15 protein-coding genes are annotated in these 15,941 nt (G+C 64.3%); 6 read left to right on the top strand and 9 right to left on the bottom strand.

The window, feature by feature from the left end; genetic code table 11:
* Window positions 1–38: 38 nt before the first annotated feature.
* The 4 genes from DCO45_RS00445 to DCO45_RS00435 all read left to right on the top strand — a co-directional run bounded on the left by DCO45_RS00445 (window position 39) and on the right by DCO45_RS00435 (window position 3,111).
* Window positions 39–941, top strand: a complete 903-nt coding sequence (locus DCO45_RS00445) for a LysR family transcriptional regulator (RefSeq protein ID WP_021025885.1) — start codon at window positions 39–41, stop codon at window positions 939–941.
* Between the two features lie 114 nt (window positions 942–1,055).
* Entirely contained in the window at window positions 1,056–1,229 is a 174-nt protein-coding gene (locus DCO45_RS22835) for a hypothetical protein (RefSeq protein ID WP_165841085.1), read from the top strand.
* 513 nt (window positions 1,230–1,742) lie between these two features.
* Window positions 1,743–2,228 carry an Rrf2 family transcriptional regulator gene (locus DCO45_RS00440; RefSeq protein WP_116924009.1) on the top strand — a complete coding sequence of 162 codons (486 nt, stop codon included), beginning with the start codon at window positions 1,743–1,745 and terminating at the stop codon, window positions 2,226–2,228.
* Window positions 2,218–3,111, top strand: coding sequence for an NAD(P)/FAD-dependent oxidoreductase (locus tag DCO45_RS00435; RefSeq protein WP_116924008.1), 894 nt, complete (start codon window positions 2,218–2,220; stop codon window positions 3,109–3,111). The genes DCO45_RS00440 and DCO45_RS00435 overlap by 11 nt, the downstream gene beginning before the upstream one ends.
* Before the next feature lie 70 nt (window positions 3,112–3,181).
* Here DCO45_RS00435 and DCO45_RS00430 read toward each other — a convergent pair whose 3' ends face one another.
* The 6 genes from DCO45_RS00430 to DCO45_RS00405 form a co-directional block, all read right to left on the bottom strand.
* Window positions 3,182–4,096 (bottom strand): NAD(P)-dependent oxidoreductase, encoded by a 915-nt coding sequence (locus DCO45_RS00430; RefSeq protein ID WP_116924007.1) that lies wholly within the window; start codon window positions 4,094–4,096, stop codon window positions 3,182–3,184.
* A 52-nt stretch (window positions 4,097–4,148) separates the two neighbouring features.
* Entirely contained in the window at window positions 4,149–5,573 is a 1,425-nt protein-coding gene (locus DCO45_RS00425) for an aldehyde dehydrogenase family protein (protein ID WP_116924006.1), read from the bottom strand.
* An 80-nt stretch (window positions 5,574–5,653) separates the two neighbouring features.
* The gene (locus DCO45_RS00420; RefSeq protein WP_116924005.1) at window positions 5,654–6,865 is read right to left on the bottom strand and encodes an ABC transporter substrate-binding protein; all 1,212 of its coding nucleotides are present in this window, start codon (window positions 6,863–6,865) and stop codon (window positions 5,654–5,656) included.
* 67 nt (window positions 6,866–6,932) lie between these two features.
* Complete coding sequence (locus tag DCO45_RS00415) at window positions 6,933–8,411, bottom strand: aldehyde dehydrogenase (RefSeq protein WP_116924456.1); 1,479 nt, start codon at window positions 8,409–8,411, stop codon at window positions 6,933–6,935.
* 106 nt (window positions 8,412–8,517) lie between these two features.
* The gene (locus DCO45_RS00410) at window positions 8,518–9,114 is read right to left on the bottom strand and encodes a thiamine pyrophosphate-dependent enzyme (protein ID WP_116924004.1); all 597 of its coding nucleotides are present in this window, start codon (window positions 9,112–9,114) and stop codon (window positions 8,518–8,520) included.
* On the bottom strand, window positions 9,114–9,647 hold the full coding sequence (locus DCO45_RS00405; RefSeq protein WP_116924003.1) for a thiamine pyrophosphate-binding protein: 534 nt from the start codon (window positions 9,645–9,647) through the stop codon (window positions 9,114–9,116). The genes DCO45_RS00410 and DCO45_RS00405 overlap by 1 nt, the downstream gene beginning before the upstream one ends.
* Window positions 9,648–9,755: 108 nt before the next feature.
* On the opposite strand from DCO45_RS00405, the gene DCO45_RS00400 reads away from it, so the two are divergent.
* Window positions 9,756–10,712, top strand: a complete 957-nt coding sequence (locus tag DCO45_RS00400) for a LysR family transcriptional regulator (RefSeq protein ID WP_116924002.1) — start codon at window positions 9,756–9,758, stop codon at window positions 10,710–10,712.
* Window positions 10,713–10,768: 56 nt separating this feature from the next.
* Here the strand turns inward: DCO45_RS00400 and katG are convergent, their stop codons facing one another.
* From katG to DCO45_RS00385, 3 genes are all read right to left on the bottom strand, one after another.
* Entirely contained in the window at window positions 10,769–12,976 is a 2,208-nt protein-coding gene (katG, locus tag DCO45_RS00395) for a catalase/peroxidase HPI (RefSeq protein ID WP_116924001.1), read from the bottom strand.
* A gap of 325 nt (window positions 12,977–13,301) precedes the next feature.
* On the bottom strand, window positions 13,302–14,276 hold the full coding sequence (rocF, locus tag DCO45_RS00390; RefSeq protein WP_116924000.1) for an arginase: 975 nt from the start codon (window positions 14,274–14,276) through the stop codon (window positions 13,302–13,304).
* Complete coding sequence (locus DCO45_RS00385; RefSeq protein WP_116923999.1) at window positions 14,260–15,351, bottom strand: ornithine cyclodeaminase; 1,092 nt, start codon at window positions 15,349–15,351, stop codon at window positions 14,260–14,262. Before DCO45_RS00385 ends, rocF begins: the two co-directional genes overlap by 17 nt.
* A gap of 164 nt (window positions 15,352–15,515) precedes the next feature.
* On the opposite strand from DCO45_RS00385, the gene DCO45_RS00380 reads away from it, so the two are divergent.
* Complete coding sequence (locus DCO45_RS00380; RefSeq protein WP_116924455.1) at window positions 15,516–15,941, top strand: Lrp/AsnC family transcriptional regulator; 426 nt, start codon at window positions 15,516–15,518, stop codon at window positions 15,939–15,941.

The following is a 15,941-nucleotide window of genomic DNA, read 5'->3' as shown; positions in this document are numbered from 1 at the left end:
TCCAATGCGGAAGCGGTTTCGTTCCAAAAAGGAAAATCATGTATGACCTGAGTCTGCTGAACCTGCGGCTGTTTGTGCAGGTATGCGAGCAGCGCAGCATTGCCCGTGTGGCGCAGGCCGAGGCGCTGGTGGCATCTGCCATCAGCAAGCGCCTGGCGCAGCTTGAGCACCAGATGGGCGCGCCCTTGTTCATCCGCGAACGGCGCGGCCTGCGCCCCACGGCGGCGGGTGAGACTTTGCTAGAGCATGCGCGCACCATGCTGGCCGCCGCCAACCACATGCAGCAAGAAATGGCGGCCTATAGCAAGGGCGTACAGGGGCAGGTACGGGTATTGGTCACGGCGTCGGTGATGGCCGAATCCTTGGCCGACCATGTCGCAAGTTTTTTGCAGCAACCCGCGCACACCAGTATCCGTGTGACTTTGGAGGAGTGCGTGAGCCCGGATGTGGTGCGCGGCGTGCGCGAAGGGCGTGCGGCCATGGGGATTTGCTGGGACGCAGCCGATTTGAGCGGCCTGCAGACCCAGCCCTATAGCAGCGACCACCTGGCCATTGCGGCCCACAAAAGCCACCCCATCGCACGCATGGCGCAAAGCGCAGCGGTGCACTTCTCTGACGTACTGGACTACGAACATGTCAGCATGCCGGCGTTGAGCGCAGTGCAAATTTTGCTCACCCGCGCCGCCGCACAAGAAGGAAAGGCGCTGCGCCACCGCGTGCACGTCTCCAACTTTGATGCCGCGCTGCGCGTGGTCCAGGCCAATCTGGCGATCAGCGTGGTGCCGCGCGAAGTGGCACTGAGCTTTGCCGCCAACACGGATGTTCGGGTGATTCCGCTGGCGGACAGCTGGGCGAAGCGGCAGTTTGCGATCAGCTACCGGGACGCGGCCTTGCTGTCGTCGGCGGCCAAGGCTTTGTTGAACCATTTGGCGGCGCAGTAGCCGCAGGCCTTGCAGGGCAAGGCGACGGGCGAGACCTTCAATAGGGCGGGCAAGACCGATATTCTCCTGCGCGAGGGCGACCGCAACGTCTTCATCGCAGAGTGCAAGTTCTGAATGGGGCCGAAAGCCTTCGGTGAGGCCATTGACCAGCGGCTTGGCTACACCACGTGGCGCGATAGGAAAACCGCGATCCTCGTTTTCAATCGTGGCACTGAGACCTCAACCGTTCTCACCGGCATCGACACTGTTGCCAAGCCGCACGGCAACTTCAAACGCGCCGTGGCGTGACCGCACGAGAGCGGCTTCCGATACGTCTTTCATAGCAGCGGCGACAAGAACCGCGAGTTGGTCCTGACAGTGCTCGTGTTTCACGTGCCGACATTGCGAAAAACGGTGATGCCTTACGGAAAAGCGTATGGCAATGGCGATTGGCAGGTTTCGACGTCAGCGGCTGTTCGATGCCGCATTCTGACCGGCAGCAATCAGCCTGAAGTCGTCTATCGGAGCTGCCTTGCGGCTGTCCTCTACCGGCCGATAGCCGCCATCCTAGTTTCGAATGGACCAGGCGCATCAGCAGTCTCACGGGCCGGCGACAGGCTTGAAGCCGCCCCTGCACATCCTCTGGCTGAGCTCAAAACGCTCCGAGTTCAAACTTCAGTGAGAAAAATTCAAAACCCATGGAGAACCGACAAAAACTTGCAAGGTCGATAGAAATCACAACAAGCGCTTGACCTTAGCGGGGGTAATGGTTCTTTGCAGAGCTGATGGCACAGATTCATTTCATGTAACTACAATAGTTGCATGAAGCATAACAGCCAGTTTTCAGATGTTCTCCATGTGCTGCTGCACCTGGCCGAGGCGCAGACGCCGCTGACCTCCGAGGTCCTGGCGCAGACCATGGACACCAACCCAGTGGTGCTGCGGCGCTTGATGGCCGGCTTGCGCGAGGCGGGCATGGTCTCGTCCGGCAAGGGCCATGGGGGCGGCTGGCTGATTGCGCCCAGCTGGGGCGAGACGACGCTGCGCGATATCCACCAGGCGCTGGGCGCACCGGCGCTGGTGTCGCTGGGCTTTCGCGAGGACCACCCCGAGTGCCTGGTCGCACAGGTCGTGAACAGCTCGCTGCGCAGCGCGATGCAGGAGGCCGAGGCCTCGCTCCTGGCCCAGCTGGGCGGCATCACCCTGGCGCAGCTGTCTGCCCAGATCGGCGCTTCGCTGCGTGCGCACCGGCTGGCCAAAACATCCACCCCCCACCGTATAGAGGACCACCATGGACATGCACACTGATTTCGCCATCGTCGGCGGCAGCTATGCCGGTATGTCGGCTGCGTTGCAGCTGGCACGGGCGCGCCGCCAGGTCACCGTCGTCGATGCGGGCCTGCGCCGCAACCGTTTTGTGGACGAGGCCGGCAGCAGCTCGCACGGCTTTTTGTCGCGCGACGGCATGGCGCCTGCCCAGCTGTGGCAAGAGGCGCGTGCGCAATTGCTGCAATACCCAACCGTGCGCTGGATTAAAGGTGAGGCCCGGCAAGCCCGGGTGCTTCCCAGCGGCGAGCTGGCCTTGGAGGTGGGGGGCCAGTTGCTGGTGGCGCGCCGCCTGGTGCTGGCCACCGGTGTGCGCGATGAACTGCCCGCCGTGCCGGGCCTGGCCGAGCGCTGGGGCCGCAGCGTTTTCCATTGCCCGTACTGCCATGGCTATGAGGTGGGCGGCGGCGCGATTGGTGTGATTGCCGCGTCACCACTGGCCCAGCACCATGCACTGATGCTGCCCGATTGGGGCCCGACCACCTTGTTCCTCAACGGGCTCTACGAGCCGACGGAGGCGGATCTGGTCGGGTTTGCCCGGCGCGGCACCCAGATCGAGGCCACGCCGGTGCTGCGCATCGATGGCTGGGCGGATGTGGTGCTGGCCGATGGCCGGACCTTGGCTATGCAAGGCCTGTTCACGCAGCCCCGCACCACGCCCGCGAGCCCCGTGGCCCAGCAGCTCGGATGCGTGCTGGCCGATGGCCCGATGGGCCCCTATGTGCAGGTCGATGCAATGCAGCAGACCAGCGTAGCCAATGTGTTTGCCTGCGGCGATGCTGCGCGTGCAGCGGGCAGCATTGCGCTGTCGGTGGCCGATGGGGCGATGGCCGGGGTGGCGGCGCACCGCGCATCGATGCTCTGAGCCAAGGGCCGGATGCAGAAAGCGCCCCTGGCGGGCGTTTCTTCCTGGGCGGCTTGCAGCTGCTCGGCGATCAGCTGGGCTTCCAGCCCTTGGGCACGCGGGGCCGCTCGATCTTGGCCAGCTCGCAGACCACATCGGCCATGCCGGAAAAATCGATACCGCCAAACGCGCTGGCACGCGCCAGGCTAAAGGACTCATGCACGGCAGCGGCCACGGGCATAGGCACACGGGCCGCGTGCGCGGCGCTGATGACCAGTGACAAATCCTTGTGCGCCAGATCGATGGTAAAGCCCGGCGAAGTATCGCCAGCCAGCACCTTGTTGGGAAAGTTCATGCGCAGCTGGCCATTGTTGGCCGAGGTACCCAAGAGCACCTGCAGGGTTTTGCTGATGTCGAGCCCAAAGCGCTGCGACAGGGCCAGCGCCTCGGCATTGACCTGGCACAAGGTGATGGCCACATAGTTGTTGACCAGCTTGGTGCGCCCGCCTGTGCCCACCGGGCCGCAGTGGTAGGTAGTGGTGCCCATCGCATCGAGCAGCGGTTTGACCTTGGCGAAATCGGCCTCGCTCGCGCCCACCATGAACAGGCTCTCGCCCCGGTCGGCATGCTCGGCCAGGCGCCCCACTGGGGCGTCGACCACGGTTATCTGGCGGCCGGCGGCCGCTTTGCTGAGCCGGTCGGTGGCGAGCGGGTCAATGGTGCTCATGTCCAGCAAGATGGTGCCGGGCAGCGCGTTGGCAAAGATGCCATCGGCACCCTGGGCGATCTGCTCGACCTCGACCGAGGACGGCAGCATGGTGATGACCACCGAGCAGCGGCGTGCAATGTCGGGCACGCTCGCGGCCTCGGCGCCCAGCACGACCAGTGCCTCCACGGCCTGGGGGTTGAGGTCGGCCACCAACAGGCTGAAGCCTTTTTTCTGCAGATTGGCGGCCATCGAGCGGCCCATGCGCCCCAGGCCGATAAAACCGATGCTGTCTGTCATGGTGAGGGTCTCCTGCGAAAAGTTCTAAGTGGTATGGGAATGGAAAGAGGGCTCAGTACGCGATGTAGGCCGTCTTGATGCTGGTGTAGAAATCGACTGCATAGCGCCCTTGCTCGCGCGGGCCGTAGCTGGAGGCGCGCGTGCCGCCAAAGGGCACGTGGTAGTCGAGCCCGGCGGTGGGCAGGTTGACCATGGCCAGCCCGCTGCGCACATGCAGGCGGAAGTGGTTGGCAGCGCGCAACGAGGTGGTACAGATGCCGGCCGACAGGCCGTAGCGCGTGTCGTTGGCGGTGGCCAGTGCCTCGTCGTAGTCAGCCACCTTGATGACGCTGGCGACCGGGCCAAAAATCTCTTCCTGGTTGATGCGCATGGCGTTGTGGGTTGCGGTGAGCAGGGCAGGCCGCACAAAGTAGCCCGGGGTCGCCGCCTGCACTGGCGTGCCGCCTTCGACCAGCTCGGCGCCTTCGCGCCTGCCCAGGTCCAGGTAGTGCTGGATCTTGTCGAACTGCGACTGGTTGATGACCGGCCCGATCTGCGTGGTCTTGTCCAGGCTGTTGCCGACGACCATGGCACGCATGCGCGCCGTCAGCGCCTCGACAAAGCGGTCATGCACCCGCTCGGTGACGATGAGGCGGCTCGACGCCGTGCAGCGCTGGCCGGCCGAGTAGAAGGCGCCGTTGAGTGCGCATTCCACGGCCACATCCAGGTCGGCGTCATCGAGCACCACCAGCGGGTTCTTGCCACCCATCTCCAGCTGCAGCCGGATCATCTCGCCGATGGCGGTCTGCGCAATGCTCTGGCCCACATGCACGCTGCCGGTAAACGACACCGCATCGACGCCGCTGAGCAAGCCTTGCGCCGCATGCTTGCCGCTGCCGTTGACCAGGTTGGCCACGCCCGGCAGCAGGCCTTGCTCATCGAGAATGCGAAAGAGCGCATGGGCCACGCCGGGCGTGTATTCCGAGGGCTTGAGCACCACGGTGTTGCCAAAGGCCAGCGCCGGGGCAATCTTCCAGGCGGGGATGGCGATCGGAAAGTTCCAGGGCGTGATCAGGCTCACGACGCCCAGCGCATGGCGGCTGATCTGCACGCCGATGTCCGGCCGCACCGAAGGCAGGCTCTCGCCGCCATAGCGCAGGCATTCGCCAGCAAAGAACTGGAAGATCTGCGCGGCGCGCACCACCTCGCCCAGGCCTTCGGCCAAGGTTTTGCCCGCTTCGCGCGAGACCAGCAGGCCCAGGCTTTCCTTTTGCGCCATCATCTGGTTGGACACGCGCTGCAAAAAGTCCGAGCGCATCTGCGTGGTGGTGTGCTGCCAGCGTCCAAAGGCGGCGCGCGCTGCGGCCACGGCCTGCTGCATCTGCTGGGCATCGGCCGCCGCATACTCGCCCACCAGTTCGCGGGTGTCAGAGGGGTTCCAGCTTTGGATCGTGCTGGCGCCGGCCAGCCACTGGCCATTGATCAGGTTCTCGTTCATGTCTCACTCTCAAGGCAATAGGTGGCGCTGCGCGCATGGTGGGGGCGCAGCGCAGTCAGTCGGAAAGCGCGAGCCGGGCTTCAGGCCGCAGGCTTGAGCAGCGGGCAGGCACCTTCCTTGGACGGTGCATAGGCCTTGTCGCCCGGGATGGTGCTGACCACCTTGTAGTAGTCCCAGGGCTTGGTCGATTCGGCCGGCTTTTTCACCTGCATCAGGTACATGTCATGCACCATGGCGCCATCGGCTCGGATGTAGCCCTTGGCAAACATGTCATCGATGGGCAGCGACTTGAGCGCGGCCATCACCTGGTCGGGCTCGGTGCTGCCCGCCTTTTGCACGGCCTTCAGGTAAGTGGTGGTGGCCGAGTAGTCACCCGCCTGGAAGGTGGTGGGCATCTTCTTGTTCTTGTCGTAGAAGCGCTGGGAGAATGCGCGCGAGGCATCGCTCATGTCCCAGTACCAGCCCTCGGTCAGGTACATGCCGCCGGTGGTGCCTAGGCCCAGGCTGTGGATATCGGTGATGAAGGCCATCAGCGCGGCCACGTTCATCTTCTTGTCAATGCCAAACTCTTTGGCGGTTTTGATGGCGTTGATTGTGTCGCCGCCGCCATTGGCCAGGCCCATCACCTTTGCGCCCGAGCTTTGCGCCTTCATCACATAGGACGAGAAATCGGAGGTGCTGAGCGGATGGCGGATCGCGCCCACCACATTGCCGCCGGTTTGCTTGACCACATTGATCGCGGCCTGCTCCATCGAGTGGCCAAAGGCGTAGTCCGACGTGAGGAAGTACCAGTCCTTGTAGCCCTGGCCCACCAGCGCGGCGGCCGTGCCGCGTGCCTGCGCTGAGGTGGAGTAGGTGTAGCGCACCATATAGGGCTGGCAGGCCTCTTCGGTCAGCGAATCGGCACCGGCGCCGGCGCTGATGAACACCTTTTTCTTGTCCTTGGACAGGTTGCTGATTGCCAGCGACACGGCCGAGTTCGACCCTCCGATGATCAGGTCGACATTGTCGTTATCCCACCATTGGCGCGCCTTCGATGCGGCGATGTCGGCCTTGTTCTGGTGGTCGGCCGAGATGATCTCGATCTTGCGCCCCAGCACCTCGCCGCCAAAATCGGCCACGGCCATGCGGATCGCGTCCAGGCCACCGGGCCCATCAAAGTCCGAGTACAGGCCCGACATGTCGGTGATGAAGGCGATCTTGACCTTGTCGGGCGCGGCCTGCGCGCCGGTGGCGAGCAGGGCGGCCGTAGCCAGTGCCGCGGCAGTCAGGGGGCCGTGTGCTTTTCTCATGGTTTGTCTCCTGGAGTTTTTAAACGAAAGGCCTGCGGTGCTCTGTGTCACCTGTTAGGCGCGGGAACTAACGCAGTACAAAGGGGTTGCTCGTGGTCGCTCCGCTATTGATCCAGACCGACTTGGTCTGCAGGTATTCGTAGATCGCGCTCTGGCCGTTTTCGCGGCCCAGGCCCGAGTCCTTGTAGCCGCCAAAGGGCGCCATAAAGCTGACGGCGCGGTAGGTGTTGATCCAGACGGTGCCCGCCTGCAGGCGCTCGGACATGCGCAGCGCGCGCCCGATATCGCTAGTCCAGACGGCAGCGGCCAGGCCAAAGCGCACATCGTTGGCAATGCGCAGCGCATCGGCCTCGTCGTCAAAGGGGATCACCGACAGCACCGGGCCAAACACCTCTTCCTGCGCAATGCGCATGCCGTTGTGCACGCCGGTGAGGATGGTAGGCTCAATGAACCAGCCCTTGCCGCATTCGGCGCGGCTGGCTTTCGCACCTCCCAACACCACCCGGGCACCCTCGGCCTTGGCGATGTCGATATAGGACAGCACTTTCTCGTACTGGGGCAGGGTGGTGACCGGGCCGACCTGGGTCTCCAGGCTCATCGGGTCGCCCATGCGGGCGGTGGCGGCAAAAGCCACCAGGCGCTCGACAAAGGCATCGTGGATGCTGCGCTGTACCAAAAGCCGCGATCCGGCGATACAGGTTTGCCCCGTGGCGGCAAAGATGCCCGAGATAGCACCATACATGGCCTGCTCCAGATCGGCATCGGCAAACACGATGTTGGGCGATTTGCCGCCCAGCTCCATGGAGGCATGCTTGAGCTGGCCGGCGGCCGCCTGGTTGATCGCGCGGCCGGTCACATCGGAGCCGGTGAAGCTGACCTTGGCGACCAGCGGGTGCGCCACCAGCGCGCTGCCCACCTGCGCGCCATAGCCGGTGACCACGTTGAACACGCCGGGCGGAAAGCCAGCTTCATTGAACAGCTCGGCAAACTCCAGGGTCGAGGCCGAGGTGAACTCGGACGGCTTGACCACCACCGTGCAGCCGGCTGCCAGCGCCGGCGCAATCTTCCAGGCCAGCAGAAACAGCGGGGAGTTCCAGGGCGTGATGGCAGCCACTACGCCCAGCGGCTCATGGCGGGTAAAGGCGAAATAGCCTTTCTTGTCCAGCGGCAAGGTGGCCCCTTGCACCTTGTCGGCCAGGCCGGCGTAGTAGTGGAACCACTGCGGGATGTACTGAAGCTGGCCGCGCATCTCGGCGAACAGCTTGCCGTTGTCCATCACTTCGGTGCGGGCGAGCTTCTCGGCATCGCGCTCGATCAAGGTGGCGAGCTTGCGCAGCAATGCGCCGCGTTCGGTCGCGCTCAGCTGCGGCCAGGCGCCGCTGCTAAAGGCTTGGTGCGCCGCCTGCACGGCCGCATCGACATCGGCGGCGCTGCCATCGGGTATTTCAGCCCAGGCTTCGCCCGTGTAGGGGTTGAGGCTGGCAATCCATTGGCCGCTGGCGGGGGGCTGGGCCAGGCCGGCAATCTGAAGGGAGTAGCGTTTCATGGCAAAGGGCATTCGATGGCTGAGGGCAGCTCTGGGTGGTGCTGGCTAGTGCTGAAGAGAGCTGGATAGAGCTGAGAAGGGATGCCGGGCGGCATCCCTGCTATGGCTAGAACGGCTGCAGGCCCAGCGCGCTGCGAAAGCGGTTCTTGATGAAGGGGCCATCGCGCGGCGGCAGCGCGCGGGGCGGCTCATCGGCATGGATCAACGCCTGCACAAAGGTGGTGGCCTTGCGGGCGTTGATATGCGCGGCCAGCGCATCGGCTTCGTCCAAGGTGCGCAGCTGCTGCACCTGGGCAATGCCAAAGCCGCGCGCCACGGCCACCAGGTCGGTGCCCAGGCTGCTATGGCTCTTTTGCATGCCAGTCTCGCCGTAGTGGCCGTTGTCCAGCACGACGATGCTGAGGTTGGCGGGCGACTTGGCGGCAATCGTGGCCAGGCTGCCAATGCCCATCATCTGCTCGCCGTCGCCGGTGATGACCACTACCGGGCGCGTGGGCTGGGCCAGCGCAATGCCCAGGGCCACCGACGAGGCGCCGCCCATCGCACCCCAGAGGTAGTAGTTGTGGTCACGGTCACCGGCGGCAAACACATCGTAGGAGGCCGAGCCCAGGCCGGTGACGACCAGCGCCTCGGGGGTTTTGACCAGCAGGCGCGCGACAAACAGGCGGCGGTCCATGGCGGCGGAATTCTCGTGGGTCTGCATTACTTTCTCTCCCATTTCTTGCGGCCGATCACGTCCTGGCCAATCAACACGGCGATGCGGGCGCCGGCCATGAAGGCGCCATCGAGCGCCGCGCTGACGACCTCCTGCGCATCTTCGGGGCGGCGCACGCGCATCACATGGATGCCCATCAGCTCCATCGCCGCCTGCGTGGCCCGGCCCATCGGCGCTTGCCAGGGGTTGAACTCGGCGTACTCACCGCGCATTGTGACGATGGTGACAAAGGGGATGTCGGCGGCGCTGAGCAGCGAGAACATGTTGATGCAGTTGCCGACACCGCTGCTTTGCATCAGCAGCACCGCGCGCTGGCCGCCCAGCCAGGCGCCAGCGGCCACGGCCACGCCTTCTTCTTCGGTGGTCAGCGCCACATCGGTGATCTCGGGATCGGCGATCGCGCTTTTGATGACATAGGCGTGGCCGGCATCGGGCACATAGGCCACTTGCTGCACGCCGGCATCCTTGATGGCCTGAAAAATGTCTTTTTGCCAGGGAGGTGGGTTGGGATTGGCGTTCATCTGCTTTCCGTTTTGTGAACCAGTGAAGGCATCATAAAATGTGATGATGTGATTTGAATAATCACCATTTTTGATATCACTATCACGCAATCTGATCGAGGCTGCAGCATGGATTTCAAGCAACTCAAGGCCTTTTTGACCGTCGCCGACACCGGCAGCGTGACCCGCGCATCGGAGCTGCTGCATGTGGTGCAGCCGGCGGTGTCGCGTCAGTTGAAGCTGCTGGAGGAAGACCTGGGCTGCGCGCTGTTTGAGCGCGAGCGCCATGGCATGGTGCTGACCGAGCAGGGCCAGGAATTGGCCAGCTACGCACGCCGCGCCTTTGGCGAGCTGGAAAAAGCGCGGCTGCAGCTGGCCGGCACGCAAGACGAGGTGACGGGTCTCGTCACCATTGGCCTCTTGCCCAGCACCTGCGATGTGGTCTCCAGCGCGCTGGTCGCCGCGCTGGCCAGCCGCTACCCGGGCATCAAGCTGCGCCTGACGGTCGCCTACGCCGGCACGCTCAGGCCCTGGCTGGTGAGCGGCCAGGTCGATGTGGCCTTGCTGTATGCGGCTGAGAAACACCCCGATCTGGTGCTGGAGCCGCTCATCGAAGAGGAGTTGTGGGGCCTGGGCCCCAAGGGCTGCGGCATGGCTGGTGCCACGGCCGTGCGCATGGCCGATATGGCGGGCCGGGCGCTGGTGCTGCCCAGCAACCCGCATGGCATCCGGCTGCTGGTCGAGCATGCCTGCGCGCTGGAGAACCTGCAGCTCAACATCTGCGTGGAGACCGATGCGCTGCCGGTGCAGCGCAGCGTGGTGATCGATGGCCTGGGCTACACCATCTTGCCCCCGATTGCGGTGGTCAGCGACCTGGCAGCCGGCAGGTTGGAGGGCGCGCCGTTGACCGAGCCCGAGCTCAAGCGGGTGATTGCGCTGGCCTATGCCGCCAACCGCAGCATGACCAAGCCGGTACGCGCCACCTTGGCCGTGCTGCGCGAGATTCTGGCGGCGGCCGTTGCCTCGGGCGGCTGGCCCAGCGGCAAATGGCTGGCCGCAGCAGCAGCCAAGGCCAGCCCACCATAAAAATGCCCGCCCATCCCTGCGGCAGGGATGGGCGGGCGGCTTTTTATGGCGGCGGCTTACTTCAGGTCAAAGCGGTCCAGCTCCATCACCTTGGTCCAGGCGGCGACAAAATCCTTGACCATTTTTTCCTTGGCACCGGTCTGGGCATAGACTTCGGCCACGGCGCGCAGGATCGCATTGGAGCCAAAGACCAGATCGACGCGGCTGGCCGTCCAGCGCTGGGCACCGCTCTTGCGGTCCACGCCGACAAAGCTGCCGTCGTCCTGGGCCTTCCATTGCGTGCCCATGTCCAGCAGGTGCACAAAGAAGTCATTGCTCAAGGTGCCGGGCTTGGCCGTCAGCACGCCTTGCGGGTTGCCAGCGGTGTTGATGTTGATGGCGCGCAGGCCGCCGACCAGTACGGTCAGCTCCGGCGCGGTCAAGGTCAGCAGCTGGGCCTTGTCGATCAGCAGTGCCTCGGCCGGCGCGGCAAAGCGGCCCTGCAGGTGGTTGCGAAAACCATCGGCCTTGGGCTCGAGGTACTGGAAGGATGCGGCATCGGTCTGCTCGGCCGTTGCATCGCTGCGGCCGGGGTGGAAGGGCACGGTGGTGGGCACACCGGCATCGGCAGCGGCCTTCTCCACACCGGCATTGCCGGCCAGCACGATCAGGTCGGCCAGCGAGATACGCTTGTCACCATCAGCGGCCTTGTTGAAGCTGCGCTGAATGCCTTCGAGCACGCCCAGTACCTTGGCCAGTTGCTCGGGTTGGTTCACTTCCCAGTCCTTTTGCGGAGCCAGGCGGATGCGGGCGCCATTGGCGCCGCCGCGCATGTCTGAGCCGCGGTAGGTCGAGGCCGAAGCCCACGCAGTGCCCACCAGCTCCTGCACGCTCAAGCCCGATGCCAGGACCTGCGCCTTGAGGCTGGCCACATCATCGGTATTGACCAGCGGATGGCTGACGGCCGGGATCGGGTCTTGCCAGACCAGCTCTTCGCGGGGCACTTCGGGGCCCAGGTAGCGGCTGCGCGGGCCCATGTCGCGGTGGGTGAGTTTGAACCAGGCGCGGGCAAAAGCTTCGGCAAAGGCCTGGGGATTTTCCAGAAAGCGGCGCGAGATCTTTTCGTAAGCCGGGTCCTGGCGCAGCGACAGATCGGTGGTCAGCATGGTGGGCTTTTTGTGGGGGCCGCCATGCGCGTCGGGGATGACGTCGGGGGCATCCTTGGCCACCCATTGGATCGCACCGGCGGGGCTTTTCTCTTGCACCCATTCGTACTTGAACAGGTTCTCGAAGAAGAAATTGCTCCACTGCGCGGGGGTCTGCGTCCAGGTCACTTCAAGGCCGGAGGTGATCGCATCGCGCCCCGAGCCCGAGCCAAAGCTGCTGGTCCAGCCCAGGCCCTGGGCTTCGATGCCATCGGCCTCGGGCTCGGCGCCCACATGGCTCGCCTCCGCAGCGCCATGGGTCTTGCCAAAGGTGTGGCCGCCAGCGATCAGCGCGACAGTCTCTTCGTCGTCCATGGCCATGCGGGCAAAGGTCTCGCGGATGTCGCGCGCCGCCGAGATCGGGTCGCCATTGCCATCGGGGCCTTCGGGGTTCACATAGATCAGGCCCATCTGCACGGCAGCGAGGGGGTTTTCCAGGTCACGCTCACCGCTGTAACGGCTGTTGGCCTTGTCGCTGGTGGCCAGCCATTCCTTCTCGGCGCCCCAGTACACATCCTGGTCAGGCATCCAGGTGTCGACGCGGCCACCGGCAAAACCAAAGGTGCGAAAGCCCATGGTCTCCAGCGCGACGTTGCCGCACAGGATCATCAGATCGCCCCAGGACAACTGGTTGCCGTATTTTTGCTTGATGGGCCACAGCAGGCGGCGCGACTTGTCGATATTGACGTTGTCCGGCCAGCTGTTGAGCGGCGCAAAGCGCTGCTGCGCACGGCCTGCGCCGCCCCGGCCATCCTGCACGCGGTAGGTGCCAGCGGCATGCCAGGCCATGCGGATGAACTGAGGGCCATAGTGGCCAAAGTCGGCCGGCCACCAGTCTTGCGAGTCGGTCATCAGCGCGCGCAGGTCGCGCTTGACGGCCTCGTAATCGAGCTTCTTGAATTCGTCGGCGTAGTTAAAGTCTGCGCCCAAAGGGTTGTTGGCCGGGTGGTGCTGGCTGAGCAGATCGACGCGCAGCTGGTTGGGCCACCAGCTTTGGCTGGTCGTCCCATTGCCTTGGGCGGCCGTTTCGCTGTTGCGTGCAGTGGCGCTGTGAAAGGGGCACTTGGATTCTGTGGTCATGGGGGGTTCTCCGGTTCAAGCTGACGGGACGCCAGATACCGCGGGGGTATCCGATGAAAGGAAATTCCGATGAATATACCGGATTCCATGTTTTTTGATTATGAACGCCTTGGTGCTGCCCCACACGCTTGCGCTGATTGAATATCCGCAACGCGGTGATTGAGAAAAATCACAGGCGCCGCGAGCGGGTGGACAGCACCTGCGCAAGACCAGGGCAGACACGCGCCATTACAGCACCGCTGCATGAATCGGTGCTGTCAGACAATGACTACAAGAATGCTTCTCTGAAGCGCAGTGTGCAGGAGCGCGCTGGCCCCTGCTGTGATCAGCTGCGCATATCCTTGACCAGGGTGCTTTTGCCAAACAGGCTTTGCACCAGGTCCACCACCAGCTCGGCGGTCTGGTTGCGCAGGTCGAGCGCCGGGTTGAGCTCGACGATGTCGATCGAGCCGAGCAGGCCCGTGTCGGCAATCATCTCCATGCACAGCTGCGCTTCGCGGTAGTTGGGGCCGCCGCGCACGGTGGTTCCTGTGCCCGGTGCAATCTCGGGGTCGAGAAAATCCACATCAAAGCTCAGGTGCAGATGGGTCTGGCTGGGATCGCAACCGGCCAGCGGTGCCAGTGCGCGTAGCATGGTCTCGCGCATACCCAGCTCATCGATGGCGCGCATGTCAAACACATCGATGTTGTGGGTCTTGATCAAGTGCTTTTCCTGCGCATCGACACTGCGCAGCCCGATCTGGCACAGCGACTGCGGGCCCAGCGCCGGTGCAAAACCGGCCAGGTGCGTCAGCTCGCGCGGGCCCAGGCCTGCGAGGCAGGCCACCGGAATGCCGTGGATATTGCCCGAGGGAGAAGTCTCGGGCGTGTTGAAGTCCGCATGGGCATCAAGCCAGAGCACAAACAGGCGCTTGCCGGTGTCGCGGCAGTGGCGGGCCACGGCGCTGATCGAGCCGACCGCCAGGCTGTGGTCGCCGCCCAGCATCAAGGGCATGCGGCCTGCTGCCAGCTGCCCGTGCACGGCGTCATGCACCGCCCGGTTCCAGGCGACGGCTTCGCCAAAGTTGCGCAGATTGCCATGCTCGGCATCGCGCGGCTTGCGCTGGTTGGCCGGGCCCGCCAGGTTGCCCAGGTCGCGCACCTCGCAGCCCAGCTCTGCCAAGGCGGGCCCCAGTTGCGCTACGCGCAAGGCATCCGGCCCCATCGCAGCGCCCAGGCGCCCGGCACCGATGTCGGTGGGCACGCCGATCAGACTGAGGGCGGTGGAGGGCGAGCGAAGGAGGTCAGGCTGGGATGGCATGGCAGTGGGCTTGTTCGTGGTCGTGATGGGGGACGTCGGGCGGCAGCAGCAGCGCGAACAGGTTTTTGGGATTGCGCAATTGTGGCAGCAGGGCCAGCGGTTGCAACAGCTGGTGCTCCCGGGCCAGCGCATGCATATAGCGCAAGGCGGTGTAGTCTTCCAGCGCGAAGCCGACCGAGTCGAATACTGTTATTTCGTCCTCGTGCTGGCGGCCCGCTTGCTCGCCGCGCAGCACCTGCCACAGCTCGGTGACGGCAAAGTCCTCGGGCATATGCTGGATCTCGCCTTCGATACGGCTTTGCGGCGCAAATTCGACGAAGACCTTGGCGTCCAGCAGAATCGCCGCGTCCAGCTCGGTTTTGCCCGGGCAGTCGCCGCCCACGGCGTTCAGGTGCATGCCCGGCTCGACCATCGCGCGGCTGACGATGGTGGCATTGGTCTTGTCGGCAGTAACCGTGGTGACGATATCGGCGCCTTGCACAGCCTCGGCCGCGTTCTTGCAGCGCTGCAGTTGCAGTCCGGGCAACTGGGTTTGCAGGTTGTGGATGAGCTTGTCGGTGGCGGCAGGGTCGATATCAAACAGGCGCAGCGACTGAATGCCCAGCAGGCGGACAAAGGCCAGGGCCTGGAATTCGCTCTGTGAGCCGTTCCCAATCAGCGCCATGCTGCGGCTGCTGCGCCGTGCCAGCAGCTTGGCGGCCATCACCGAAGTGGCCGCAGTGCGCAAGGCGGTGGTCAAGGTCAACTCGCTCAGCAAAATGGGCGCGCCGGTGTCGCTGCGCATCAAGGCACCAAAGGCCATGATGGACGGAATGCCCTGCTGTGGATTTTTGGGGTGGCCATTGACATATTTGAAAGCAAAGTGGCTGGCATCGCCCACTGGCATCAATTCCATCACGCCATCGGGCGTGTGGTGGGCCAGGCGCGCGGTCTTGTCAAAGTCTTGCCAGCGCGAGAAGTCCTGCTCCAGCGCGCTGACCAGGCCGCGCAGCAGCTCGGTCAGGCCGACACGTTGCACCAGCGTGGCGGCGGCATCGGTGCTGAGAAAGTCAACTTGGCCTGGATGGTTTGTCATGGTGATGGCTCCTGGTTTTGCGTTATGGCATGCCCGCTGCGCGCACCAAAAGGCGCAGCTGCAGCGGCTGTAACCAGTGTCTGTCCACGCGGCCATAAAGCAAAGTGCAAAAAATGGTAGAAAATGACAGGATCCAGAGCAATTAGTCAGGCCGTGTTGTGCATATCGATAATATTGACCAAGCCTTGATCAGCCTGCTGCGCCAGAATGCGCGCGAGAGCGTGGCCACCTTGGCGGGCAAGCTGGGCGTGTCGCGCGGCACCGTTACCAACCGCATGGACCGCCTGGAGCGCGAGGGCCTGATCGTGGGTTACAGCGTGCGCCTGCGCCCCGACGTGCAGCCCGATGTGCTGCGCGCCTGGATGAGCATCGAGATCACCGGCAATGACACGCGGCGCGTGATGGCATCCTTGCTGGGCGAGCCCGGGGTGGCGGCGCTGCACAGCACCAACGGCCGCTGGGATCTGCTCGCCGAGCTGCAGGTGGCCAGCCTGGAGGCGCTGTCGCAGGTGCTCGAGCGCATCCGGCTGATCAAGGGCATCAGCAACAGCGAGACCAGCATCCACCTGGAGAGTTTTCGGGTGTCCTGA

This window comes from Comamonas sp. JNW, from assembly GCF_003105075.1.
Lineage (GTDB): Bacteria > Pseudomonadota > Gammaproteobacteria > Burkholderiales > Burkholderiaceae_C > Comamonas > Comamonas squillarum.
This window is presented reverse-complemented; position numbering and strand designations above follow the sequence as displayed.